Origin of the sequence: Kitasatospora sp. NPDC093806, from assembly GCF_040683335.1 — a bacterium.
Classification (GTDB): Bacteria; Actinomycetota; Actinomycetes; order Streptomycetales; family Streptomycetaceae; genus Kitasatospora.
Genome location: NZ_JBFBDO010000042.1, coordinates 1 through 25596 on the forward strand (window position 1 = coordinate 1; position 25596 = coordinate 25596).

The following is a 25596-nucleotide window of genomic DNA, read 5'->3' on the forward strand; positions in this document are numbered from 1 at the left end:
GTCGAGTTCGAAGGGCTTGGCGAGGTAGTCGTCGGCGCCGACGTCGAGGCCGGTGACCCGGCCGCCGACGGGCCCGCCGCCCTCACCGCCCGCCTCACCGGACAGCCGCCCGCCGAACAGGAACGGCAGCTGCTCGCCCTGGTCCGCACCACCGCCGCCGCCGTCCTCGGCCACCCGGACGCCACCGCCATCCAGAGCGACATCGGCTTCATGGACGGCGAGTTCGACTCCCTCGGCGTGATCGAACTGCGCAACCGGCTGAACACCGCGACCGGCCTGCGACTGCCCACCACCGCCCTCTTCGACCACCCCACCCCGGCCACCCTCGCCGCCCACCTGCGTGAACGCCTCCTCCCCGAGGCGGCGCCGCCGGCCCAACCAGTGCACATATCACAGGAGTTCGAACGCCTGGAGCACGCCCTGGCCGCCCTCGCCGGCGACCCAGGCGCCCGCGCGGACGCCGTCGACCGGCTCACCGCACTGCTGGCCGGCCTGGCCGCCCCGGACACCCCGGCCCCGGACACCCCGGCCCCGGACACCCCGGCCCCGGACACCCCGGCAGCCGGCGAGGACGACCTCGCCACCCGCATCACCGACGTCAGCGACGACGACATCTTCGACTTCATCGACAACGAGCTCGGCATTTCCTGAGAGAGGCGAACGCAGAGATGAGCACCAACGAGCAGAAGCTCCGCGACTACCTCAACAAGGTCGCCGCCGAGCTCCACCAGACCCGCCGACGGCTGCGCGACGCCGAGGCCCGCGCCACCGACACCGACCACGGCGCCGAGGAGCCGATCGCCATCGTCGGCATGGCCTGCCGCTTCCCCGGCGGCGCCGACACCCCCGAAGCCCTGTGGCGGCTGGTCGCCGAGGAGCGCGACGTCGTCGGCCCGTTCCCCGCCGACCGCGGCTGGGACCTCGACCACCTCTACGACCCGGACCCCGACCGGCCCGGCCGAAGCTACGCCCGCGAAGGCGGATTCCTCTACGACGCGGGCGAGTTCGACGCCGAGTTCTTCGGCATCTCGCCCCGCGAGGCGCTCGCCGCCGAACCGCAGCAGCGCCTCCTGCTGGAGACCGCCTGGCAGGCCCTGGAGGACGCCGCGATCGACCCCGCCACCCTGCGCGGCAGCCGGACCGGCGTGTTCGCCGGCGTCATCGCCCAGGAGTACGGGCCGAGCATGCACCACCTGCCCGCCGAACAGACCGACGGCTACGTGCTCACCGGCACCACCACCTCCGTCGCCTCCGGCCGGATCGCCTACACCCTCGGCCTGGAGGGCCCGGCCGTCACCGTCGACACCGCCTGCTCCTCCTCGCTGGTCGCACTCCACCTGGCCGCCCGCTCGCTGCGCTCCGGCGAGTGCTCCATCGCCCTGGCCGGCGGCGCCACCGTGCTCTCCGCACCCGGCCTGTTCATCGAGTTCAGCCGCCAGCGCGGCCTGGCACCCGACGGCCGCTGCAAGCCCTTCGCCGCCGCCGCCGACGGCACCGGCTGGGGCGAGGGCGCCGGACTGCTCGTCCTGGAGAAGCTCTCCGACGCCCGCCGCAACGGCCACCGCGTGCTCGCCGTCCTGCGCGGCTCCGCCGTCAACCAGGACGGCCGCTCCAGCCAGCTCACCGCCCCCAGCGGCACCTCCCAGCAGCGCGTCATCCGCGAGGCCCTCGCCGCCTCCGGCCTGACCGCCGGTGACGTCGACCTGGTCGAGGCGCACGGCACCGGCACCCGGCTCGGCGACCCGATCGAGGCGCAGGCGCTGATCGCCACCTACGGCGCGGCGCACAGCGAGGCGAGCCCGCTGTGGCTGGGGTCGGTGAAGTCCAACATCGGGCACACCCAGGCCGCGGCCGGGGTGGCTGGGGTGATCAAGTCGGTGCTGGCGATCCGGCACGGCGTGCTGCCGCGCACCCTGCACGTGGACGAGCCCTCGCCGCACGTGGACTGGTCCGCCGGGTCGGTGCGGCTGCTCACCGAGCGGCAGGAGTGGCCGGCCGTGGAGCGTCCGCGCCGGGCCGCCGTCTCCGCGTTCGGCGTGTCGGGGACGAACGCGCACGTCATCGTCGAGCAGGCGCCCGTCGCCGAGCCGGCGCCCGCCGTCGAGCCGGCGGACCCGACGGACGCCGCGCCCGCCGTACTGCCGTACGTGCTCTCCGCCCGCACCCCGCAGGCGCTCACCGCGCACGCCGCCCGGGTCGCCGGCGCGCTGCCGGACACCCGCCCGGTCGACCTCGCGCACACCCTCGCCACCGGCCGGGCCGCCCTCGACGAGCGGGCCGTCCTGGTCACCGCCGACGACCCCGCGACGGCCCTGCGCACCCTCGACGGCCCCGCCGTCGTCCGCGGCCGGGCCGGCACCACCCCCGGCCGGACGGTGTTCGTCTTCCCCGGCCAGGGCTCCCAGTGGACCGGCATGGCCGCCGGCCTCCTCGCCACCGAACCCGTCTTCGCCGAAGCCCTCACCCGCTGCGCCGAAGCCCTCGCCCCGCACACCGACTGGTCCCTGCTCGACGTCGTCCGGGGCGCCGCCGACGGCCCCGACCCCGACCGCGTCGACGTCGTCCAGCCCGTGCTCTGGGCCGTGATGGTCTCGCTCGCCGAACTCTGGCAGGCCTACGGCGTCCGCCCCGACGCCGTCGTCGGCCACAGCCAGGGCGAGGTGGCCGCCGCCTACGTGGCCGGCGGACTCGACCTCGCGGACGCCGCCCGGATCGTCGCCCTGCGTGCCAAACTGCTCGCCCGGATCTCCCACCGGGGCGGCATGGTCTCCGTCTCCCGCCCGCTCGCCGAGGTCGAGCGGCGGATCGCCGCCTGGCCCGGCCGGCTCTCCATCGGCGTCGTCAACGGCCCGCAGGCTACCGTCGTCTCCGGCGACCTCGACGCCCTCGCCGAACTCACCGCCGCCTACACCGCCGACGGCGCCACCGTCCGCCCGGTCAACATCGACTACGCCTCGCACTCCGTCCAGACCGAGCAACTGCGCGACGAACTGCTCACCCTGCTCGCCGACCTGCGGCCCCGCGCCGGAACCGTCCCGCTGCTCTCCACGGTCACCGGCGAGTGGCAGGACACGGCCACCCTGGACGCCGGCTACTGGTACCGGAACCTGCGCCACACCGTCCGCTTCGAGCAGGCCACCCGGCGGCTCGCCGAGACCGGGCACACGGTGTTCGTCGAGGTCTCCCCGCACCCCGTGCTCACCGGGGCGATCGAGGACACCCTGGACACCGTCGACGCCCTCGCCGTCCCCGCCGTCCCCGGCGGCCCCGGCGGTGCCGCGGGCGGCGCCGTCGTCACCGGCTCGCTGCGGCGCGGGCAGGGCGGCCGGGAGCGCTGGCTCGCCTCCGTCGCCGAACTGTACGTCCGGGGCGTCGCGGTGGACTGGACGGCCGCCTTCGCCGGCACCCGTCCGGCGCACGCCGAGTTGCCCGGCTACCCGTTCCAGCGGCAGCGGTACTGGCTGGACGCCACCCGCTCGCCGGAGCAGCTGACCGGCTCGGGCTCGTCGGCTGCATCGGCCGGGTCGGCCGCCTCGGCCGGGGACAGCCTGTTCTGGGAGCTGGTCAGCGGGCAGGACGCCGGCCGGCTCGGTGAGGCGATCGGCGTCGACGGGGACCGGCTGGTCCCGGTGCTGCCCGCGCTCGCCTCCTGGTGGGACCGCCGACGGGCCGCCACCGCCGCCGACGGCTGGCGGCACCGCCTGGTCTGGCGCCCGGTCACCGTGCCGGGCGGCGGGGCCGGGGGCGGGGCGCGGCTGGACGGGCGTTGGCTGATCGTCGTGCCGGACGGGGTCGTGGACGACGGCGCGGACGTGTCCGCGTGGACGGACGGGCTGCGCGAGGCGCTCACCGCGCTCGGCGCGCCGACCGTGCAGGTGCTCGCGGGCGGGACCGACCGGGCCGCGCTCGCCGAGCGGCTGCGGGCGGCCGGCGACGAGGCGGAGCCGCCCACCGGCGTCGTCTCGCTGCTCGGCCTGCGGGCCGGACGCCACGCCGAGCACGAGGACCTCCCGTGGGCGCACGCCGCCCAGGTCACCCTGGCCCAGGCCCTGGACGACGCCGCCCTCGGCGCGCCGATCTGGTACCTCACCCGGGGGGCCGTCAGCACCGACCCGAACGGTCCCGTCGGCGGATCGGCCGCTGGTTCCCCCGCCGACCCTGTCACCGACCCCGTCACCGACCCTGTCACCGACCCCGAGCAGGCCCTCGTCTGGGGCTTCGGCGCCATCCTCGCCGTCGAACAGCCCGCGCTCTTCGGCGGGTTGCTCGACCTGCCCGCCACCCCCGACCGGCACGCCTGGCAGCAGGCCGCCGCCCTGTTCGCCGACCGTTCGCCGGACCGCGAGGTCGAACTCGCCCTGCGCCCGTCCGGCGCCCTCGCCCGCCGCCTGGTCCCGGCCGCCCCGGCTCCCGCTTCCGCCCCGGCTGCCGGTTCCGCTTCTGCCGACCCGGCGGCGGCACCCTGGCAGCCGAGCGGCACGACCCTCGTCACCGGCGGCACCGGCGCCCTCGGCGGACACGTCGCCCGCTGGCTCGCCGGGCGCGGCGCCGAACACCTGCTGCTGGTCAGCCGACGCGGCGCCGACGCCCCCGAGGCCGCCGTCCTGGAAGCCGAACTCGCCGCCCTCGGCACCCGGGTGACCTTCGCCGCCGCCGACGTCGCCGACCGCGACCGGATCGCCGCCGTCATCGCCGACATCCCCGCCGACCTGCCGCTCACCGCCGTCGTCCACACCGCCGCCGCCCTGCACGACGGCCTCGTTCCCACCCTCGCGCCGGCTCAGCTCGCCGCCGCCCTGCGCGCCAAGGCGGGCGCCGCCCGGCTGCTTCACGAACTGACCGCCGGGCACCCGCTGTCCGCGTTCGTCCTGTTCTCCTCGCTGGCCGGCGTCGCCGGCATCCCCGGCCAGGCCAACTACGCGCCCGGCAACGCCTACCTGGACGCCCTCGCCGCCGAACGCCGGGCGGCCGGACTGCCCGCCACCTCGATCGCCTGGGGCCACTGGGCGGGCGCGGGCATCGCCGCCGACGGCGCCGAACAACAGCTGCTCCGGCACGGCCTGGCCTCGCTGCCGCCTGCCCAGGCCGTCGAACTGCTCGGCCAGGCGCTCGACCACGGCGAGAACCACCTGGTCGTCGCCGACGTCGACTGGTCGGCCCTCTACCGCGACCGCTTCCACCCGCTGGCCGCCGAACTGCTCCCGCGCACCGGAGCCGACACTCCCGGTTCCGCTGCTCCCGGTCCCGCTGCTCCCGGCACCCCGTCCGCCGAGGGGCAGGCCGAGCTGCTGGCCCGGCTCGGCGCGCTGCCCGCCGCCGAGCGGCGCCGCAGCCTGCTCGGCGTGGTCCGCGGCGAGGCGGCGGCCGTGCAGCGACACCGTTCGGCCGAGGCCGTCGACCCCGCCAAGGCCTTCCGCCAGCAGGGCTTCGACTCGCTCACCGCCGTCGAGTTCCGCAACCGCCTGGGCGCGGTCACCGGCCGACGGCTGCCCGCCACCGCCGTCTTCGACCACCCGACGCCGGCCGCCCTCACCGACTGGCTCGCCGAGGAGCTGTGGGGTCCGGCGGACGCTTCGCTGGTCGCTGCGGGCGAGGCTGCGGGCGCGGGCGTCGGGCGGGCGTCCGTCGACGACGACCCGATCGTCATCGTCGGCATGGCCTGCCGGTACCCCGGCGGCGTCGCCTCGCCCGAGGACCTCTGGCGGCTGGTGTCGGACGGCGTCGACGCGCTCACCGAGTTCCCCGCCGACCGCGGCTGGGACCTCGACGCGCTCTACGACCCCGACCCCGACCGTCCCGGCACCTCCTACTCCCGGCACGGCGGATTCCTCGACGGCATCGGCGAGTTCGACGCCGAGTTCTTCGGCATCCCGCCGCGCGAGGCACCCGCGATCGACCCGCAGCAGCGCCTGCTGCTGGAGACCACCTGGGAGGTCTTCGAGCGGGCCGGCATCGACCCGACCAGGCTGCGCGGCAGCCGGACCGGCGTCTTCGCCGGCATCTCCGGCCGCGACTACGCGAGCGGCGCCCAGCGGGTCCCGGAGGAGTTGGAGGCCTACCTCGGCATCGGCAACGCGGGCAGTGTGGCCTCGGGCCGCATCTCCTACACCTTCGGGTTCGAGGGCCCGGCGGTGACCGTCGACACCGCCTGCTCGTCCTCCCTGGTGGCGCTTCACCTAGCCGCCCAGTCGCTGCGGTCGGGGGAGTCCGACCTGGCGGTGGCCGGCGGCGTCCTGCTGATGACCACGCCGACCACGTTCGTCGAGTTCTCCCGGCAGCGCGCGATGTCGCCCGACGGCCGCTGCAAGGCCTTCGCGGCCGCTGCCGACGGCACCGGCTGGGCCGAGGGCGTGGGCCTGCTGCTGGTCGAACGGCTCTCGGACGCGCGGCGGTTGGGCCACGAGGTGCTGGCGGTGCTGCGCGGTTCCGCCGTCAACCAGGACGGCGCCAGCAACGGTCTCACCGCCCCGAGCGGCCCCGCGCAGCAGCGGGTGATCCGTGCCGCCCTCGCGGCCTCGGGCCTGACCGCCGGTGACGTCGACGTGGTTGAGGCGCACGGCACGGGGACGACGCTGGGCGACCCGATCGAGGCGCAGGCGCTGATCGCGACGTACGGCGCGGCGCACAGCGAGGCGAGCCCGCTGTGGCTGGGGTCGGTGAAGTCGAACATCGGGCACACCCAGGCCGCGGCCGGGGTGGCCGGGGTGATCAAGTCGGTGCTGGCGATCCGGCACGGGGTGCTGCCGCGCACCCTGCACGTGGACGAGCCGTCGCCGCACGTGGACTGGTCGGCGGGGTCGGTGCGGCTGCTGACGGAGGAGCGGGAGTGGCCGGCCGTGGAGCGTCCGCGCCGGGCCGCCGTCTCCGCGTTCGGCGTGTCGGGGACGAACGCGCACGTCATCGTCGAGCAGGCGCCGGTCGTTGAGCCTGTCGTCGCTGATACCGCGCCCGCGGTGCTGCCGTTCGTGGTGTCGGCTCGGTCGGTGGAGGCGCTGCGTGAACAGGGCGCGCTCGTGGCCGAGTTGATCGCCGACGGTGCTTCCGCCGTGGATGTCGCGCAGTCGCTGGCGGCGGGGCGTGCGGCCCTGGAGGAGCGGGCGGTCGTGCTGGGTGATGCCGGTGCGCTGCGCGATTTGGATGGGTCGGGTGTGGTGCGGGGTTCGGTGGGTGGTTCGGTGGGTGGGGGTGGGCTGGCGTTCCTGTTCTCGGGGCAGGGGAGCCAGCGGGTGGGGATGGGGCGGGAGTTGTATGGGTCGCAGCCGGTGTTCGCGGCGGCGTTCGATGAGGTGGTCGGGGCGTTGGGTGTGCCGGTGGCGGAGGTGATCGCTTCCGGTGAGGGTCTGGATGAGACGGGGTGGACGCAGCCGGCGTTGTTCGCGGTGGAGGTGGCGCTCTTCCGGTTGTTCGAGTCGTGGGGTGTGCGGCCGGACTTCGTGGCCGGTCACTCGATTGGCGAGCTGGCGGCTGCTCATGTGGCGGGGGTGCTGAGTCTTCCTGATGCGGCTGTGTTGGTGGCGGCGCGGGCGCGGTTGATGCAGGCGTTGCCGGGGGGTGGGGCGATGGTGGCGTTGGAGGCGACGGAGGAGGAGGTGCGCGCGGTACTCGTGTCCGGTGTGGACATCGCCGCTGTCAACGGCCCCTCGTCGGTGGTGATCTCAGGCGACGAAGCGGCGGTGGAGAGCATCCGCAACCTTTTCGCTGATCGTCGTACGCGCCGTCTGCGGGTGAGCCACGCGTTCCATTCGGCGCACCTGGACGGCATGCTGGACGACTTCCACACGGTTGCCCGTTCCCTCACGTTCTCGGCGCCGTCGATCCCGGTGGTGTCGAACGTGACCGGTCGGGTGGCGACGGCTGCGGAGCTGACGGACCCGGCGTACTGGGTGCGCCAGGTGCGCGAGCCGGTCCGCTTCGCGGACGTCGTGGACACCCTGGCCGCCGAGGGCGTGGGGACGTTCGTCGAACTGGGCCCGGACGGCACCCTCACCGGCCTGGTAGACACCATCCTCGATCCCGCTTCGGCGTTCACCGCCACGGCCGCGCTGCGCCGGGACCGTCCGGAGGAGCGGACGGCGCTGACCGCACTCGCCCGGATCCACGTCCAGGGCCACGACGTCGACTGGACCGCCCTGTTCGGGGGCGAGCGCCGCCCCCGGGTGGCGTTGCCGACCTACCCGTTCCAGCGACGCCGCTACTGGCTCGAACCGGCCGCCCGCACCACCGTCGACGCGAGTGGCCTGGGCCTGTCCGCCCTCACGCACCCCGTGCTGGGCGCGGCGGTCACCCCGGCCGACTCGGCCGGCGTGCTGCTCACCGGCAGCCTGTCGCTCGCCACCCACCCGTGGCTCGCCGACCACGTGGCCCTGGGAACCGTGCTGGCACCCGGCGCGGCCCTGGTCGAGCTGGCGATCCGGGCGGGCGACGAGGTCGGGGCGAGCGTCCTCGACGAACTGGTCATCGAGGCCCCGCTGGTCCTCCCCGCGCACGGCGCGCTGCAGATCCAGGTGGCCGTCGGCGAGCCAGACGAGGCGGGCACCCGCTCGGTGACCGTCCACTCCCGGCCCGCTGCGCCGCGTCCCGGGACCGAATATGTAGACCGGTCCACTGAATCGACCGCCCCTGACGAGGTTTCTGTAGACCGGTCTACATATTCCTCGCTCGATGCCCCAGAATCTATAGACCGGTCGGTATATTCGGCCCCTGCCTCTCTAGACCGGTCTACATATTCTGCTGCGACCGCCGTCCCCGCCCCCGCCCCCGCCCCCGCCTCCGGAGAGTGGACCCGGCACGCGACCGGCCTGCTCTCCACGGCGGTCCTCGCCGCCGAGACCTTCGCCTGGCCGCCGGCCGACGGCGCCGAGCGGCTCGCCCCCGAGGACGCGTACGAGGAACTGGCCGCCGCCGGCCTGGACTACGGCCCGGCCTTCCGGGGCCTGCGCGAGGTGTGGCGGGACGGTTCCACGCTCTACGCGCACGCCGTCCTGCCCGAGGCGCTCACCGGCGACGCCGCCCGGTTCGGCCTGCACCCGGCCCTCCTGGACGCGGCCGCCCAGCTGCCCGCCCTCTCCGGTACCGACGCCGCCGCCGATGCCGCTACCGCCGGCGACGCCACGGACGGTGCCGCGCGCGCCGTCCACCGGCTCCCCTTCGCGTACCGGGGCGTCACCCTGCACGCCTCGGCCGCCACGGAGCTGCGCGTCCGCGTCACCGTCACCGGCCAGGACTCCTACGCCCTGGAGGCCGTCGACCCGGCCGGCCGGCCCGTGATCTCGGTCGCCTCGCTGGTCACCCGCCCGGTCCGCGCCGAGCAACTGGGCGGCGGCACCGCCCCCGTCGTCGATCGCGACGCCCTGTTCGTGGTCGAGTGGCCGGAGCTGACGCCTGCCGCAGGCGCCGAGGCCGGGTTCGCGTGGGAGTCGCTGGCACTGGACGGTGACCTGCCGTCGACGCTGGCGGCGGTGCAGGACTGGCTCGCGGACGAGGCCCACCAGGACGTCCGTCTGGTGGCGCTCACCCGCAACGCGGTGGCCGTCGACGACACCGAGACGCCGGACCTGGCCACAGCCCCGGCATGGGGCCTGCTGCGCTCGGCGCAGTCGGAGTACCCGGACCGGATCATCCTCCTCGACACCGACGGCACCCACGCCTCCGAGCAAGCCCTGGCGGCGGCCGTGGCCACCGGCGAACCCCAGCTCGCCCTGCGCGAAGGCCGCCTCCGGATCCCGCGTCTGGCCCGGGTGACCGTGCCCGAGGTGGACACCGCCCGCCCCTGGGCCGAGGACGCCACGGTCCTGATCACCGGCGGCACCGGCACCCTGGGCGCGCTGCTCGCCCGCCACCTCGTCACCGAACGCGGCGTCCGCCACCTCCTCCTGCTCTCCCGCCGCGGCAGCGACGCCCCGGGAGCCGCCGACCTGATCGCCGAGCTCACCGCCCTCGGCGCGACCATCACGGTCACCGCCGCCGACACCGCCGACCGCGACGCGCTCGCCGCCGCGATCGCAGCCGTCCCCACCGCCCACCCGCTCACCGCGGTCATCCACACCGCCGGCGTCGTCGACGACGGCGTCCTGACCGCCCTCACCCCCGAGCGACTCGCAACCGTCTGGGCGCCCAAGGCCGACGGCGCCCGCCACCTCCACGAACTCACCCGAGGCCACGACCTCGCCGCCTTCGTCCTCTACTCCTCCGTCGCCGCCGTCCTCGGTAGCCCGGGGCAGGCGAGCTACGCGGCCGCGAACACCTACCTCGACGCCCTCGCCACCCACCGCCGCACCATCGGCTTGCCCGCCCAGTCCCTCGCCTGGGGCCAATGGGCCCAAGCCAGCGGCATCACCGGACACCTCACCGAAGCCGATCATGCCCGGCTGGCCCGGTTCGGCATCCGGCCGATCGGTTCCGCCGAGGGCATCCGACTCTTCGACGCCGCCCAGCGGTCGGCGGACCGGGTGACCCTGGTGCCGTCCCCGCTGAACCTCGCCGCGCTGCGCGGCCGACCGGTGCCCGTGCTGCTGCGCGGCCTGGTCCGGCCGACCCGGCGCGCCGCGACCGCCGGCGCCACCCCCGTCGGCGGCGCGTCGGCCGCTGCCACCGAGGGCACGCTCGCCCAGCGGCTCGCCGCCCTGCCCGACGAGTCCGAGCGGCAGGCGGCGCTGCTGCGGCTGGTCCGCGCCGAGGTGTCCACCGTGCTGGGCAGCGAGGCCGAATCGGTCGGGGCCCAGCGTTCGTTCACCAGCCTCGGCCTGGACTCGCTCACCGCCGTCGAACTGCGCAACCGGGTCGCCGCCGCCACCGGCCTGCGGCTGTCCGCGACGCTGGTCTTCGACCACCCCAGCCCGGCCGCCCTCGCCGAGCACCTGCGGACCGAGCTCCTCGGCGCCGACCCCCTGGCCACCGACGCCCTGGCCGTCGAGCCCTCGGGCGGCCAGGCAGCCCGGAACCAGACGGCGGCACCACCCTCCGCTCCGGCGGCGAACCCGGCCGACGAGCCGATCGCCATCGTCGGCATGGCCTGCCGCCTGCCCGGCGGCGTCGCCACCCCCGACGACCTGTGGCGGCTGGTCGCCGAAGGCCGGGACGCCGTCGGCGAGTTCCCGGACGACCGCGGCTGGGACCTCGACGCGCTGTACTCGCCCGACCCCGACCGCCCCGGCACCTCCTACACCCGCCACGGCGGATTCCTCGACCGCCCGGCCGAGTTCGACGCCGCCTTCTTCGGCATCTCGCCGCGCGAGGCCCTCGCCACCGACCCCCAGCAGCGCCTGTTGCTGGAGACCACCTGGGAGGCCCTGGAGAGCGCCGGGATCGACCCGGCCGCCCTGCGCGGCAGCCGGACCGGTGTCTTCGCGGGCGTCATGTACCACGACTACGCGCCGCGCGTCCGCGAGGTGCCGGCCGAACTGGAGGGCTGGCTGGGCAACGGCACCGCCGGCAGCGTGGCCTCGGGCCGGATCTCCTACTCCTTCGGGTTCGAGGGCCCGGCGGTCACCGTGGACACCGCCTGCTCCTCCTCGCTGGTCGCGCTCCACCTGGCCGCCCAGTCGCTGCGCTCCGGCGAGTGCGACCTGGCGGTGGCCGGCGGCGTGGCCGTGATGTCCACGCCGACCACCTTCGTCGAGTTCTCCCGCCAGCGCGCGCTCTCCGCCGACGGCCGCTGCAAGGCCTACGCGGGCGCGGCGGACGGCACCGGCTGGGGCGAGGGCGTGGGGCTGCTGCTGGTCGAGCGGCTCTCCGACGCGCGCCGCAACGGGCACCGGGTGCTGGCCGTGGTCCGGGGGAGCGCGGTCAACCAGGACGGCGCGTCCAACGGCCTGACCGCCCCTAGCGGCCCGTCCCAGCAGCGGGTGATCCGCCAGGCGCTCGCCAACGCCGGTCTCGGCACGGAGGACGTCGACGCCGTCGAGGGCCACGGCACCGGCACGACCCTCGGCGACCCGATCGAGGCGCAGGCCCTGATCGCCACCTACGGCAAGGGTCGCTCCGACGAACTACCGCTCTGGCTCGGCTCGTTGAAGTCCAACATCGGGCACACCCAGGCGGCGGCCGGGGCGGCCGGCGTCATCAAGATGGTCCAGGCGATCCGGCACGGCGTGCTGCCGCAGACCCTGCACGTGGACGAGCCCTCGCCCTACGTGGACTGGTCGGCCGGCGAGGTGCGGCTGCTCACCGAGGCCCGGGAGTGGCCGGAGCACGGGCGGCCGCGCCGCGCGGGCGTCTCCTCCTTCGGCGTCTCCGGCACCAACGCGCACGTGATCATCGAGCAGGCCCCGGATGCGGAGGCCCCCGCCCCCGCCCCCGGGCCCGCCGAGTCCACCGAGCCCGCCGCGTTCACCCTCCCGACCGTGCTGCCCTACCTCGTCTCCGCCCGCACACCCGAGGCGCTGCGCGCCCAGGCCGCCCAGGTGGCCGAGCTGCTGCCGTCCGCCGAGGGCGACCCGGACGTGGCGCACGCCCTGGTCACCACCCGCGGCGCGCTGGAGGAGCGGGCCGTCGCCGTCGGCGACCCGGCCGCGCTGCGCGCGCTCGCCGCCGGGGACCCGGCCGCCGGGCTGGTCGCCGGGACCGCCGACGTCGCCGGCCGGACGGTGTTCGTCTTCCCCGGTCAGGGCTCGCAGTGGCCCGCCATGGCGGTGGAACTCCTGGACACCGCACCGGTGTTCGCCGAGCGGATCGAGCAGTGCGCGGCCGCCCTCGCCCCGCACACCGACTGGTCGCTGACGGACGTCCTGCGCGCCGCGCCCGGCGCCCCCGGGCTGGACCGGGTGGACGTCGTCCAGCCGGTGCTCTGGGCGGTGATGGTCTCGCTCGCCGAACTCTGGCGCGCGCACGGCGTCCGGCCGGACGCGGTGGTCGGCCACAGCCAGGGCGAGATCGCGGCGGCCGTGGTCGCGGGCGGTCTCTCGCTGGCCGACGGGGCCCGCGTCGTCGCGCTGCGCAGCCGGGCGATCCTCGCTCTCTCCGGCGCGGGCGGCATGGCCTCGGTCGCGCTGCCGGCCGCCGAGGTCGCCGGACGGATCGCCGGCTGGGGCGAGCGGCTGTCCGTCGCGGTGGTCAACGGCCCGTCGGCGACCGTGGTCTCGGGCGAGCCCGAGGCCCTGGCCGAACTCGTCGCCGCCTACCGGGCGGAGGACGTCCGGGCCCGGCTGATCCCCGTCGACTACGCCTCGCACTCCGCCCAAGTGGACGGTCTGCGTGACGAGTTGCTCGACCTGCTCGCGCCCGTCCGGCCGCGCTCCGGTGCCGTCCCGCTGCTGTCCACGGTCACCGGCGACTGGTTCGACACGGCCGGGCTGGACGCCGAGTACTGGGTGACCAACCTGCGCGAGACGGTCCGCTTCGAGGAGGCCACCCGGCGGCTCGCCGAGGACGGGCACACGGTGTTCGTCGAGGTGTCGCCGCACGGCGTGCTGACCGTGCCGATCCAGGAGACCCTCCAGTCGGTCGGTGCCGCGCGGCGCTCGGTGGTCGCCGGCACCCTCCGGCGCGACCAGGGCGGGCTGGACCGGTTCCTGCTCTCCGCCGCCGAACTGTGGGTGCGCGGAGTCCCGGTGGACTGGACGGCCGTGTTCGCGGGCGTCCGGACGCGGCCGGTGGCCCTGCCCACCTACCCGTTCCAGCGGGAGCGGTACTGGCTGGACGCGATCGTCACCAACACGACGGTGGCCGCCGCCCTGTCGGCCGCCGCGGCGCCCGCAGCCGGCGGTGCTGCGGTCGACGGTCCGGGTGTCGGCGGTCCGGCGCCCTGGGTGGCCCGGTTGGCCGACCTGGACGGCGAGGCGGCGCGCGAGGCGGCCCTGCTCGACCTGGTCCGCCGGGAGGCGGCGGCGGTGCTCGGCCACGGCGGCGTCGCCGGCGTCGCGGCCGACCGGGCCTTCCGGGAACTGGGGCTCACCTCGCTGACCGCCGTCGAACTGCGCAACCGGATCGGCACCGGCACCGGACTGGAGCTGCCCGCGACGCTGGTCTTCGACCACCCCACGCCGGCCGCCGTCGCGGCCTACCTGCTGGCCGAACTCCCCGCCGAGGGCGCCGAGTCGGCGGCCGACGGCCCGGTCGACTCGCTGGCCGCGCTGGCCGCCCTGGAACGGGCCCTCGCCCGTCCGGCGGACGATCCGGCCGTGGACGGCGCCGCCGTGCTCGCCCGGTTGAAGGCCCTCGTCGACCGCTGGGACGCCGGACTCTCCGCGGGCTCGGGCAGTGGCTCGGGCAGCGGTTCGGGCGACGGCGAGGAGTTCGACGAGCTCGACCTGGAGAACGCCACCGACGAGGAGCTGTTCGCGCTGATGGACCGCGGCACGACCTCCTCCGACACCCACTGACGGCCGTCCGGCTGTCCCTGGCAGACCGCCGTCCCCGGCGCCGCCGGCCGTCGGACCTGCTCCGACGGCCGGCCGCCCGGCCCCCGGCCGACCGGGCCCCGGCTGACCGGGCCCCCGTGACCGTCCGGCTCCCGCGACCACCCGAACGACCGTGATGTGAGAGGCACCGATGTCCAACGACCAGAAGCTCCGCGACTACCTGAAGCGCGCCCTGGCCGACGCGCGCCAGGCCAACCGGCGGCTGGAGGAGGTGGAGCGAGCCAAGCGGGAGCCGATCGCCATCGTCGGCATGGCCTGCCGGCTGCCTGGCGGCGTCGGCTCGCCCGAGGACCTCTGGCGGCTGGTGTCGGACGGCGTCGACGCCATCACAGAGTTCCCCGCCGACCGCGGCTGGGACCTCGACGCCCTCTACGACCCCGACCCCGACCGTCCCGGCACCTCCTATACCCGGCACGGCGGATTCCTCGACACCACCGCCGAGTTCGACGCCGAGTTCTTCGGCATCTCGCCGCGCGAGGCCCTCGCCACCGACCCGCAGCACCGACTGCTGCTGGAGACCGCCTGGGAGGCGTTCGAGCGGGCCGGCATCGACCCGACCAGGCTGCGCGGCAGCCGAACCGCCGTCTTCGCCGGCATCGCCGGAACCGACTACACGCCCCGACTGCACGACGCCCCCGGCGAGTTGGAGGGCTACCTGGGCATCGGCGGACTGGACAGCGTGGCCAGCGGACGGATCTCCTACACCTTCGGCTTCGAGGGCCCGGCCGTGACCGTCAACACCGCCTGCTCCTCCTCGCTGGTGGCCCTGCACCTGGCCGCGCAGTCGCTGCGGTCGGGGGAGTCGGACCTCGCCCTGGCCGGCGGGGTGAGCGTGATGTCCACCGCCCAGGGCTTCGTGGAGTTCTCCCGGCAGCGTGGACTCTCCGCGGACGGCCGCTGCAAGGCCTTCGCGGCGGCGGCCGACGGCACCGGCTGGGCCGAGGGGGCGGGCCTGCTGCTGGTCGAACGACTCTCTGACGCACGGCGGTTGGGCCACGAGGTGCTGGCGGTGCTGCGCGGCTCCGCCGTCAACCAGGACGGCGCCAGCAACGGCCTCACCGCCCCCAACGGCCCCGCCCAGCAACGCGTGATCCGCGCCGCCCTGGCCGACGCCCGGCTCGCCGCCGCCGACGTGCAGGCGGTCGAGGCCCACGGGACGGGCACCCGGCTCGGCGACCCGATCGAGGCACAGGCCGTCCTCGCCACCTACGGCCAGGACCGGCCGTCCGAACAGCCCTTGCTGCTCGGCTCGTTGAAGTCCAACATCGGCCACACCCAGGCCGCGGCCGGGGTGGCCGGGGTGATCAAGTCGGTGCAGGCGATCCGGCACGGCGTACTCCCACGCACCCTGCACGCCGAGGAGCCCACCCCGTACGTCAACTGGTCCTCCGGCGCGGTGGAACTGCTCACCGAGGCACGCGACTGGCCGTCCGTGCCGGGCCCGCGACGCGTCGGCGTCTCGGCCTTCGGCGCCAGCGGGACCAACGCCCACGTGATCCTCGAACAGGCGCCCGCCGTGGTCGCCGACGCGGAGGACGAGGAGCTGCCGCCTGTCCCGGTGCCATCCGTCGGGCCCGACCTGCTGCCGTTCGTGGTGTCGGCGCGGTCGGTGGAGGCGCTGCGCGAACAGGGAGCCCGGGTGGCTGAGTTGGCCGCCGAGAGCGACCCCCTGGAGCTGGCGCGCGCCCTGCTGACGACCCGGGCCACGTTCGAGGAGCGGGCGGTCGTGCTGGGTGATGCCGGTGCGCTGCGCGACTTGGATGGGTCGGGTGTGGTGCGGGGTTCGGTGGGTGGTTCGGTGGGTGGGGGTGGGCTGGCGTTCCTGTTCTCGGGGCAGGGGAGTCAGCGGGTGGGGATGGGGCGGGAGTTGTATGGGTCGCAGCCGGTGTTCGCGGCGGCGTTCGATGAGGTGGTCGGGGCGTTGGGTGTGCCGGTGGCGGAGGTGATCGCTTCGGGTGAGGGGTTGGACGAGACGGGGTGGACGCAGCCGGCGTTGTTCGCGGTGGAGGTGGCGTTGTTCCGGTTGTTCGAGTCGTGGGGTGTGCGGCCGGACTTCGTGGCCGGTCATTCGATTGGCGAGTTGGCGGCGGCTCATGTGGCGGGGGTGCTGAGTCTTTCCGACGCTGCTGTGTTGGTGGCGGCGCGGGCGCGGTTGATGCAGGCGTTGCCGGGTGGTGGGGCGATGGTCGCGCTGGAGGCGACGGAGGAGGAGGTACGTGCGGCGCTGGTCGACGGTGTGGACATCGCCGGTGTCAATGGCCCCTCGTCGGTGGTGATCTCGGGCGACGAGGCGGCGGTTGAGGCCGTGCGCGAGCGCTTCACGGATCGTCGTACGCGCCGTCTGCGGGTGAGCCACGCGTTCCATTCGGCGCACTTGGACGGCATGCTGGACGACTTCCACACGGTTGCCCGTTCCCTCACGTTCTCGGCGCCGTCGATCCCGGTCGTCTCGAACGTGACCGGTCGGGTGGCGACGGCTGCGGAGCTGACGGACCCGGCGTACTGGGTGCGCCAGGTACGTGAGCCGGTCCGTTTCGCGGACGTCGTGGACACCCTCGCCGCCGAGGGCGTGGGGACGTTCGTCGAACTGGGCCCGGACGGCACGTTGACCGGCCTCGTGGACATCATCCTCGAAGCCGCCCCGGCGTTCTCCGCCACCGCCGCGCTGCGCCGGGACCGTCCGGAGGAGCGGACGGCGCTGACCGCGCTCGCCCGGATCCACGTCCAGGGCCACGACGTCGACTGGACCACCCTGCTGGGCGCCGACCGCCCGACCAAGGTCACCCTGCCCACCTACCCCTTCCAGCGCCGCCGCTACTGGCTCGAACCGCCCGCCCGCACCGGCGACCCGGCCGGCCTCGGCCTGGCCACGACCGGCCACCCGCTGGTCGGCGCGCTGGTCGCACTGCCGGACGGCGAGGGCGTCGTCCTGACCGGGAGCCTCTCGCTCGCCACCCACCCCTGGCTCGCCGACCACTCGGTGCAGGGGACGGTGATCGTTCCCGGCACCGCGCTGCTCGAACTGGTGATCCGGGCGGGTGACGAGGTTGGGGCGAGCGCGCTCGACGAGTTGGTCATCGAGGCGCCGTTCGTCCTCCCCTCGCGTGGTGCCGTCCACGTGCAGGTGGCCGTCGGCGAGCCGGACGAGGCGGGTGCCCGCCCGGTGACCGTCCACTCCCGGCCGGCCGCGCCGCGTCCCGGGACCGAATATGTAGACCGGTCCACTGAATCGACCGCCCCTGACGGGGCTTCTGTAGACCGGTCTACATATTCCTCGCCCGATATCCAGGAATCTATAGACCGGTCGGTATATTCGACCGCACCTTCTCTAGACCGGTCTACATATTCCGCAGCGGCCCCCGCCCCCATCGGCCCCGGCGAGTGGACCCGGCACGCCTCCGGCACTCTGCTCAGCACCTCCTCCACCCCCGCGCAGCCCGAGGGCCTGCACGCCTGGCCGCCGCCGGGCGCGACCCCGCTGGACACCGAGCACCTCTACGAGGAGCTGGCCGCCGGCGGGCTCGCGTACGGTCCCACCTTCCAGGGGCTGCGCGCGGCGTGGCGGGACGGCGACACCTTCTACGCCGAGGTCGCGCTGCCCGACGGGGCGGCCGGCGACGCAGGGCGGTACGGCCTGCACCCCGCGCTGCTGGACGCCGCCGTCCACATCACCGTCCACCACCGCCTGGTCGACAGCCCGCCCGGGGTGAGCCGGCTGCCGTTCGCCTACGGCGACGTCCGGCTGCACGCCGCCGGCGCGAGCGAGCTGCGCGTCCGGCTCCGGTACACCGAGCCGGAGGTGCTGTCAGTCGAGGTCGCGGACGGCACGGGCGCGCCCGTGGCCTCGGTGGCGGCGCTCCGGGCCCGCCTGGTCGCGGCCGACCAGCTCGCCCCCGCCGGTTCCGGCGGAGCGGACCGCGACGCTCTGTTCGTGGTCGAGTGGCCGGAGTTGACGCCTGCCGCAGGCGCCGAGCCCGGGTTCGCGTGGGAGTCGCTGGCACTGGACGGTGACCTGCCGTCGACGCTGGTGGCGGTGCAGGACTGGCTCGCGGACGAGGCCCACCAGGACGTCCGTCTGGTGGCGCTCACCCGCAACGCGGTGGCCGTCGACGACACCGAGACACCGGACCTGGCCACCGCCCCCGCGTGGGGCCTGCTGCGCTCGGCGCAGTCGGAGTACCCGGACCGGATCATCCTCCTCGACACCGACGGCACCCACGCCTCCCAGCAAGCCCTGGCGGCGGCCGTGGCCACCGGCGAACCCCAGCTCGCCCTGCGCGAAGGCCGCGTCCGCATCCCGCGCCTGGCCCGGGTGACCGTGCCCGAGGTGGACACCGCCCGCCCCTGGGCAGCGGACGGCACCGTCCTGATCACCGGCGGCACCGGCACCCTGGGCGCACTGCTCGCCCGCCACCTCGTCACCGAACACGGCGTCCGCCACCTCCTCCTGCTCTCCCGCCGCGGCACCGAAGCCCCGGGAGCCGCCGACCTGATCACCGACCTCACCGCGCTCGGCGCCACCGTCACACTCACCGCCGCCGACACCGCCGACCGCGACGCGCTCGCCGCCGCGATCGCCGCCGTCCCCACCGCCCACCCGCTCACCGCGGTCATCCACACCGCCGGCGTCGTCGACGACGGCGTCCTGACCGCCCTCACCCCCGAACGGCTCGCCACCGTCTGGGCGCCCAAGGCCGACGGCGCCCGCCACCTCCACGAACTCACCCGAGGCCACGACCTCGCCGCCTTCGTCCTCTACTCCTCCGTCGCCGCCGTCCTCGGCGGCCCGGGGCAGGCGAGTTACGCGGCCGCGAACACCTACCTCGACGCCCTCGCCGCCCACCGCCGCACCATCGGCCTGCCCGCCCAATCCCTCGCCTGGGGCCAATGGGCCCAAGCCAGCGGCATCACCGGACACCTCACCGAAGCCGACCTCCGCCGGTCGGCCCGAGCGGGCATCCGGACGATCTCCGACGAGCACGGCACACGGTTGTTCGACGCGGCCGCCCGGGTGAACACCGGCAACCTGGTGGCCGCGCCGCTCGACCTGGCCGCCGTCCGGGCGCAGCGGAGCGTCCCGTCGCTGCTGCGCGGGCTGGTTCCGCCGGCGCGGCGGACCGCTAGGTCGGCGGCGACCGGCGGCGGGGCGTCCACCCTGCTGCCCCGCCTCGCCGCCCTCGGCGAGGCGGAACGAACGTCAGCAGTGCTGGAGTTGATCCTGGTCGAGGTGGCCGGGGTGCTGGGCAGCGAGTCAGGGTCGGTTCCGGCCGCGCGACTGTTCAACGACCTGGGGCTGGACTCCCTCAGCGCCGTCGAGCTGCGCAACCGGATCACCGCCGCCACCGGCCTGCGGCTGCCTCCGACGGTCACCTTCGACCACCCGGACCCGACCAAACTCGCCCAGCACGTCGCCGAGTTGATCGGCAAGGCGGAGATTCCGGGCGGTACCGGTGCGTCGGCGGCGAGCGAGCCGGCGGCGGCAGCCCCGGTCAACGCCGCGAGCACCACGGCCACCGGCACCGACGACCCCCGGCACCCGCTCGCCACGCTCTACCGCCGCCTCGCCGCCCAGGGCAGCTTCCCGGAGGCGTCCGCGCTGATCGGCGTGGCGTCCCACCTGCGCTCTCGGTTCGGCGCTGAGGAGCGGACCGCGCACGTCCAGGAGCCGATCCGACTCGCCTCGGGCGACGGGGAGTTGGCGATCGTGGCCTTCCCCGCACTGAGCGCGATCTCCGGACCGCACGAGTACGCCCGGCTGGGGCACGCCTTCCAGGGGGAGCGGGACGTCTTTGTGGTGCCGTCGCCGGGCTGGGACCCGTCCGACCCGCTGCCCGACGACCTCGACACCTACCTCACCATGCACACCGAGACGGTGCTCGAACTGCTCGGCCAGGAGCGGCCGTTCGTCATCATCGGCCGTTCGATGGGCGGCTGCGTCGCGCACGCCGTGGCCGAGCGGCTGGAGGCGCGCGGCCGGGCGGTGGCGGGGTTGGTGCTGGTCGACTCCTACCCGATGGACAGTGCGGCCCGCGAGGGCATGGGCGACTGGTGGCTGCACGCGATGCTCGGCGGCATGATCGACCGGATCGAGCAGTACGACATGATCTGGAGCGACGCCAGCCTCACCGCGATGGGCGGTTACAACAACGTCCTCGCCGGCTGGGAGCCCAGTCCGCTCACCGCGCCGATCCTGGCCCTGCGTGCCGACACCCCGCTGCGCGGCACGGTCGTCGACGAGACGGGACATGCGGACTGGCGGGCCTACTGGCCGGTGCCGCACGAGGTGTCGGACATCCCCGGCGACCACTTCACCGTCCTGGAGCAGCACACCCCGACCACCGCGGCCGCCGTCCGCCGCTGGGTCGACGCCATCGAGCGCGGCAGCGACCGAGAGAACGACCGGGACCACGAGCACGAGCACGAGCACGAGAACACCGAGAAGTAACGAGCAGGACGATTCGAACGAGCGAAAGGAAGTGGCATGACCCACCCGGTAGTGCTGGTCACCGGCGCGGCGTCGGGCATCGGCGAGGCGACGGCCCGGCTGTACGCGGAGCGCGGGCACCGCGTGGTGGCGGTGGACATCGACGCGGCGGGGTTGGCGGCGCTCGCCGAGCTGGAGGGCGTGGCGACGCTGGCCGGCGACGTGTCGCAGGAGGAGGTCAACGTCCGGGCGGTGGCCCTCGCGCAGGAGCGGTGGGGGCGGCTGGACGCGGCGGTGCTGAACGCGGGCACCGGAGGCGGCGGCCCGCTGGAGGCGCCGGGCGCGGTCGAGCGCTTCGACCGCCTGTTCGCCGTCAACGTGCGCAGCGTCGTGCTCGGCATCCGGGCCGCGGTGCCGGCCCTGCGGGCGGTCGGGGGCGGGGCGATCGTCGCCACCTCCTCGGTCTCCGGCCTGCGCGGGGACCCGGGGACCTGGGCGTACAACGCGACCAAGGCGGCGGTGATCAACCTGGTCCGGGGCACGGCCATCGACTACGCGGCCGAGGGGATCCGGATCAACGCGATCGCCCCCGGCGGCACCGTCACCGGGCTGACGGCGGGGCAGGTCGCGGACCCGCAGTTCTCGGCGTTCATCACCCGCCGGATCCCCGCCCAGCGCTGGGCCGAGGCGCGCGAACAGGCCGAGGTGGTTTGGTTCCTGACCTCCCCGGCGGCCTCCTACGTCACCGGGGTCACCGTCCCGGTGGACGGCGGGCTGAGCGCCAACGGGGGCATCCTGCTCCCGCCCGCGGCCCCGGGCCACTGACGGGGCACCCGCCCCCGGATGCAGTTCCGAAGTACCGCACCACCTAAGTACCGCACCACGGAAGTACCGCAAAGTACCGCACCACCGAAGTACCGAAGCAACCCCAACCACCCGTCCCCGTCTACCGAGGAGAGCGAGAACGATGAGCACCGAGACGACCGACACCCCCACCACGACGACCCTGGCGGCGAACAAGGCCCTGGTCGAGCGGTACTACCACGAGCTGGTCAGCGAGCAGCGGATCGAGCTGCTGGAGGAGCTGGTCGCCGAGGACGCCGCCGATGAGACCCGGGTCGGCCCGGGCGGCAGCGGCACCCGGGAGGACTTCCGCGAGCACCTGCGCTGGCTCTGGGAGAACGTCCGCGACGTCAAGGCGACGGTGGAGGACCTGGTGGCCGAGGGTGACCGGGTGATCGCCTTCTGGCGGATCGAGGGCGTGCACGTCGGGCCGGTGTTCGGCGTGCCGGCCACCGGGCGCTCCTTCGTCGGCCACAGCATCAGCTGGCTGACCGTCCGCGACGGTCAGGTGGTCCGCTACAACGTGCTGCCGGACCGCCTGGGCATCGTCCAGCAGCTGGCCCCCGCCACCGTCTGACGGCAACCGGTCCCACCCACCTGGAGCCACCACGGCCCGGCCGACCGCCACCGCCGGCGGCCGGGCCCGTTCCCTCCCAGCCCAACCCTCAGGAGCACATGCATGACCACCAGCCTGACCCCGGCCGACGCCGAGGAACTGCGCCAGCTGCTCGCCCGGTTCTCCCACGCCTTCGACAACGCCGACGCCGAGGCGCTGGCGGGGGTGTTCGCCGAGGACGGGGTGATCGAACTCGCCCGCACCGGCGCGGTGTTCACCGGACTGGAGAAGATCCGGGTGTTCGCCCGCGATCTGGGCCCGGAGCACCCGGATCACCAGACCGTGGACTCGGTGCTCACCGTCGACCCGGACGGCACCGTCCGCGGCCGCAGCCGCTACCTGGCGATCCTGCCGGACGGCAGCGTCCACAACGGCGACTACTTCGACGTGTTCACGCGCACCCCGGACGGCTGGCGGATCGCGCACCGTCGTTCCGTCCCCCGCTACCCGCTCCACCGCCACCACCGCGGCTGATCGCCGACACCCCGCGCCGGGCACCCGCGGCGGCGCCCGCGACCGGTGCCGCGGCGGCGCGCCCGAACGGCCGTCCGGGTACCCCCACCGATCCCTCCGCAACAACCTGACGGTCCATCAACATCCCTCCGTGGACTGTCCATCACGACATCGCATCGGTGTCCCCGGCCTGCCCCGAAGCGGCGGAACCGGAAGATCCGCCGCTGCTATCCTCGCCGCGAACCCGGGCCGGATCCGTCACCGCCGGCCGGGTGTGTCCAGGGGGTGGAGCGTGACCGAACCGGTGCTCGTGGTGGACTTCGGAACGTCGTCCTCGGCGGCGGCCGTGGTGCTGGACCGGGGCGAGCGGCTGGTGAAGGAGCCGTCGAGCGGCCTGCTGTCCTGGCCGTCGGCGGTGTCCGTCGACCCGGACGGCCGGCTGCTGGTCGGCTCGGCGGCCGAGCACCGCAAGCGGGCCGAACCGTCCGGCTACCGTGCCGAGTTCAAGCGTGACCTGGGCGAACGCGCGCCCGTTCCGCTCGGGGGCCGGCAGTACGCGGTGGCCGACCTGGTGGCCGCCGTGCTGGCGGAGTTCCGCGCTCAGGGACAGGTCATGATCGGCCGCGGCATCGACCGGCTGGTGGTGACGGTGCCCGCTTCGTACGGGCCGGTGGACCCGCGCCGCGAGGCGATGCTGACGGCTGGCGCGGCGGCGGGTTTCCGGAGCGTCGAACTGCTGGCCGAGCCGGTGGCGGCCGCTCACGCCACGGTGGCGGGGGAACCGTTCGCGGCCGGTGAGACGGTGCTGGTGTACGACTTCGGCGGCGGCACCTTCGACACGGCCCTCGTGCGGATCGGCGCGGACGGCGCCGCGCACACCGTGCTCGGGCACGCCGCGCTCGACGACTGCGGCGGCCGCGACATCGACGCGCTGCTCGCCGGGCGGATCCGCGAACGCGGGCGCGACTGGCTGGAACCGCTGCTCGGTGCGGGCGGGGCGGGCGCGCTGCGGGCCCAATTGGAGCTCGGCGACTTCGTCCGCCGGATCAAGCACCAGCTCACCGAGTCCACCCAGGTCGAGGACTACCTCACCCCGCTCGGCCCGGCCAGTCGGGTCGCCCGCGACGAACTCGACGTGCTGATCGGCCCGTTGCTCGACCGGACGGTGATCTGCTGCCGACAGCTGCTCGCCGACTGCGGGGTACGGGCCCGGGCCGTGGACTCGGTGCTGCTGGTCGGCGGCACCACCCGGATCCCCGCCGTCCGGGCGCTGCTGGCCGACCGGTTGAGCCGGCCGCTGCGGCTGGTCGAGGACCCGGACCTGGCCGTCGTGCACGGCGCCGCCGCCTGGGCCGCCCGCTCCGCCGACCGCCGCCTCAGCCCGCTCGCCCTCCCTGCTCACAACCGGCCGCTGGCCTGGGGCTTCCCCGCCCCGACGGCCGAACTCGCGGACTGGGCCGTCCCGCCCGCCGTCGCATATCCGGCCGGTGCCACCCTGGGCTCGCTCCGCCTGCCCGACGGCAGCCTCTGGGAGCTGACCGCCGACGAACCCGGCACCGTGGTCCGGCAGTTGGCAGCTCCGGGGACCGCGGTCGGCCCGGGTGAGTGGCTGCTCGCCGTCCAGCCGCTCGGCGCGCCCGACCCGGCGGCGTCGCCTGGCTACCACGCACCACCCGGCTACCAACCCGGCCATCCGCTGAGCCATCCACCCGGCTATCCGCCCGCGCCGCCTCCGGGCCGTCCGGTCTGGCGCGGCCGCACCGGCACGGCGATGCTCGCCCTGTTCGGCGCGGTCGTTCTCGGCTACGGACTGCTCGGCCTCCTCGACCAGGTCGACCCCGGGCAGGGCATGTTCCTCCTGCTCGGCTACGCGGCCCTGGTCGCCCTGGTGGCGGCGGTCACCGCCGCGGCCCGGGGAGTGGCCGGGACGGCCGGGCCCGCGGTCGGCGCGGCCGTCGCCCTGACCGTGGCGGTGGTGGGCTGGGTCGCCGACGCGAGCTACCGCCGCCCGAACATCCGGCTCCCGTTCGACGCGAGCCCGGTGGGCTACCAGCTCCAGACGCTCGGCACGCTGCTGCTCGGCACCGCGCTGGTCGCCGCCGCCCTGTCGGTTCGCCGTCGCGGGCGCGGGGACGACGCGGTGGCGTGGCGGACCTGGCTGCGCGGCCTGCTGGGGGCGGTCCTCGCGGTCGGAGCGACCTGGTTCGCGGCCGGTTCGCCGTGGCCGGGCTACGACGCCTTCGACGCGGTGGCCTTCCCCCTGGTCGCCTTGCCCTGCCTGGTCGCCGCGCTCGCCGGGGGGCTGGCCGTGCGGGGTGCCACCGGCGGGTCCCGGCCACTGCTCTGGACCGGCCTCGCGCTCGGTGCGGGCGCGGTGGCGCTGGTCGCGGCCCGGGCCGGGGAGTTCTCCGGCAGCGAGTGGATCGTGATCCTCGCGGGCGGGGTCGCCGCCGCGGGCGGGGTGACCGGTCTCGGGCTCGCCGCCGCCGACCGGCTCGGCGAACGGGTCTCGGGCCTGCCGGTGGCCAGCTGGTGTGCGCTGTACTTCGCCGGGCTGGTCGTGGTGAACGGGGCACTCCGATGAACCTCGCCGAGATCCGCGGGCCCTGGCTGCTCGGCGAGACCGGTGTCGTGGTCGTCGCCGCCACCGTCCTCCTCGCGCTCACGGTGACCTGCGCGGTCGCCGCCGTCCGGGGCCGGGGGTACTCGGCCGGCGCTCGTGCGGCCCTGGGGCTGGGCGCGGTGGCCGCGCTCGCGGGCGCCGTGGTGCTGACGATGGTGCGGGCGGACGGGAGGTTCGTCGGGGCCCTCGATGTCGTGCTGCCGTACCTCATGGCCGCCGGCGGGGTCGGCTGGGCCGTCCGCCTGGCCCGCCACGGCGACTGAAGCACCACATCAGCATC

The 25596-nt window shown here is 75.2% G+C and carries 8 protein-coding genes; all 8 read left to right on the forward strand.

Going from position 1 to position 25596, the window contains the following annotated elements:
- Positions 1–138: 138 nt before the first annotated feature.
- On the forward strand, positions 139–651 hold the full coding sequence (locus AB0N76_RS20610) for an acyl carrier protein (protein ID WP_363558961.1): 513 nt from the start codon (positions 139–141) through the stop codon (positions 649–651).
- Positions 652–668: 17 nt separating this feature from the next.
- Positions 669–14318, forward strand: a complete 13650-nt coding sequence (locus AB0N76_RS20615; RefSeq protein WP_363558931.1) for a type I polyketide synthase — start codon at positions 669–671, stop codon at positions 14316–14318.
- A gap of 169 nt (positions 14319–14487) precedes the next feature.
- Positions 14488–20802: an alpha/beta fold hydrolase gene (locus AB0N76_RS20620; RefSeq protein WP_363558932.1), complete on the forward strand. Its 6315-nt coding sequence runs from the start codon at positions 14488–14490 to the stop codon at positions 20800–20802.
- A 36-nt stretch (positions 20803–20838) separates the two neighbouring features.
- Positions 20839–21606 (forward strand): SDR family oxidoreductase, encoded by a 768-nt coding sequence (locus tag AB0N76_RS20625; protein ID WP_363558933.1) that lies wholly within the window; start codon positions 20839–20841, stop codon positions 21604–21606.
- A gap of 142 nt (positions 21607–21748) precedes the next feature.
- The gene (locus AB0N76_RS20630; RefSeq protein ID WP_363558934.1) at positions 21749–22201 is read left to right on the forward strand and encodes an ester cyclase; all 453 of its coding nucleotides are present in this window, start codon (positions 21749–21751) and stop codon (positions 22199–22201) included.
- 102 nt (positions 22202–22303) lie between these two features.
- The gene (locus tag AB0N76_RS20635) at positions 22304–22714 is read left to right on the forward strand and encodes a nuclear transport factor 2 family protein (protein ID WP_363558935.1); all 411 of its coding nucleotides are present in this window, start codon (positions 22304–22306) and stop codon (positions 22712–22714) included.
- A gap of 271 nt (positions 22715–22985) precedes the next feature.
- Positions 22986–25277 (forward strand): Hsp70 family protein, encoded by a 2292-nt coding sequence (locus tag AB0N76_RS20640; RefSeq protein WP_363558936.1) that lies wholly within the window; start codon positions 22986–22988, stop codon positions 25275–25277.
- Positions 25274–25579, forward strand: a complete 306-nt coding sequence (locus AB0N76_RS20645; protein WP_363558937.1) for a hypothetical protein — start codon at positions 25274–25276, stop codon at positions 25577–25579. The genes AB0N76_RS20640 and AB0N76_RS20645 overlap by 4 nt, the downstream gene beginning before the upstream one ends.
- Positions 25580–25596: the final 17 nt, after the last annotated feature.

Excerpts from the sequence above, each read along its gene's own strand:
- AB0N76_RS20615 (WP_363558931.1), top strand. The coding sequence starts at position 669 with ATGAGCACCAACGAGCAGAAGCTCCGCGACTACCTCAACAAGGTCGCC.
- AB0N76_RS20620 (WP_363558932.1), top strand. The coding sequence starts at position 14,488 with ATGTCCAACGACCAGAAGCTCCGCGACTACCTGAAGCGCGCCCTGGCC.
- AB0N76_RS20625 (WP_363558933.1), top strand. The coding sequence starts at position 20,839 with ATGACCCACCCGGTAGTGCTGGTCACCGGCGCGGCGTCGGGCATCGGC.
- AB0N76_RS20630 (WP_363558934.1), top strand. The coding sequence starts at position 21,749 with ATGAGCACCGAGACGACCGACACCCCCACCACGACGACCCTGGCGGCG.
- AB0N76_RS20635 (WP_363558935.1), top strand. The coding sequence starts at position 22,304 with ATGACCACCAGCCTGACCCCGGCCGACGCCGAGGAACTGCGCCAGCTG.
- AB0N76_RS20645 (WP_363558937.1), top strand. The coding sequence starts at position 25,274 with ATGAACCTCGCCGAGATCCGCGGGCCCTGGCTGCTCGGCGAGACCGGT.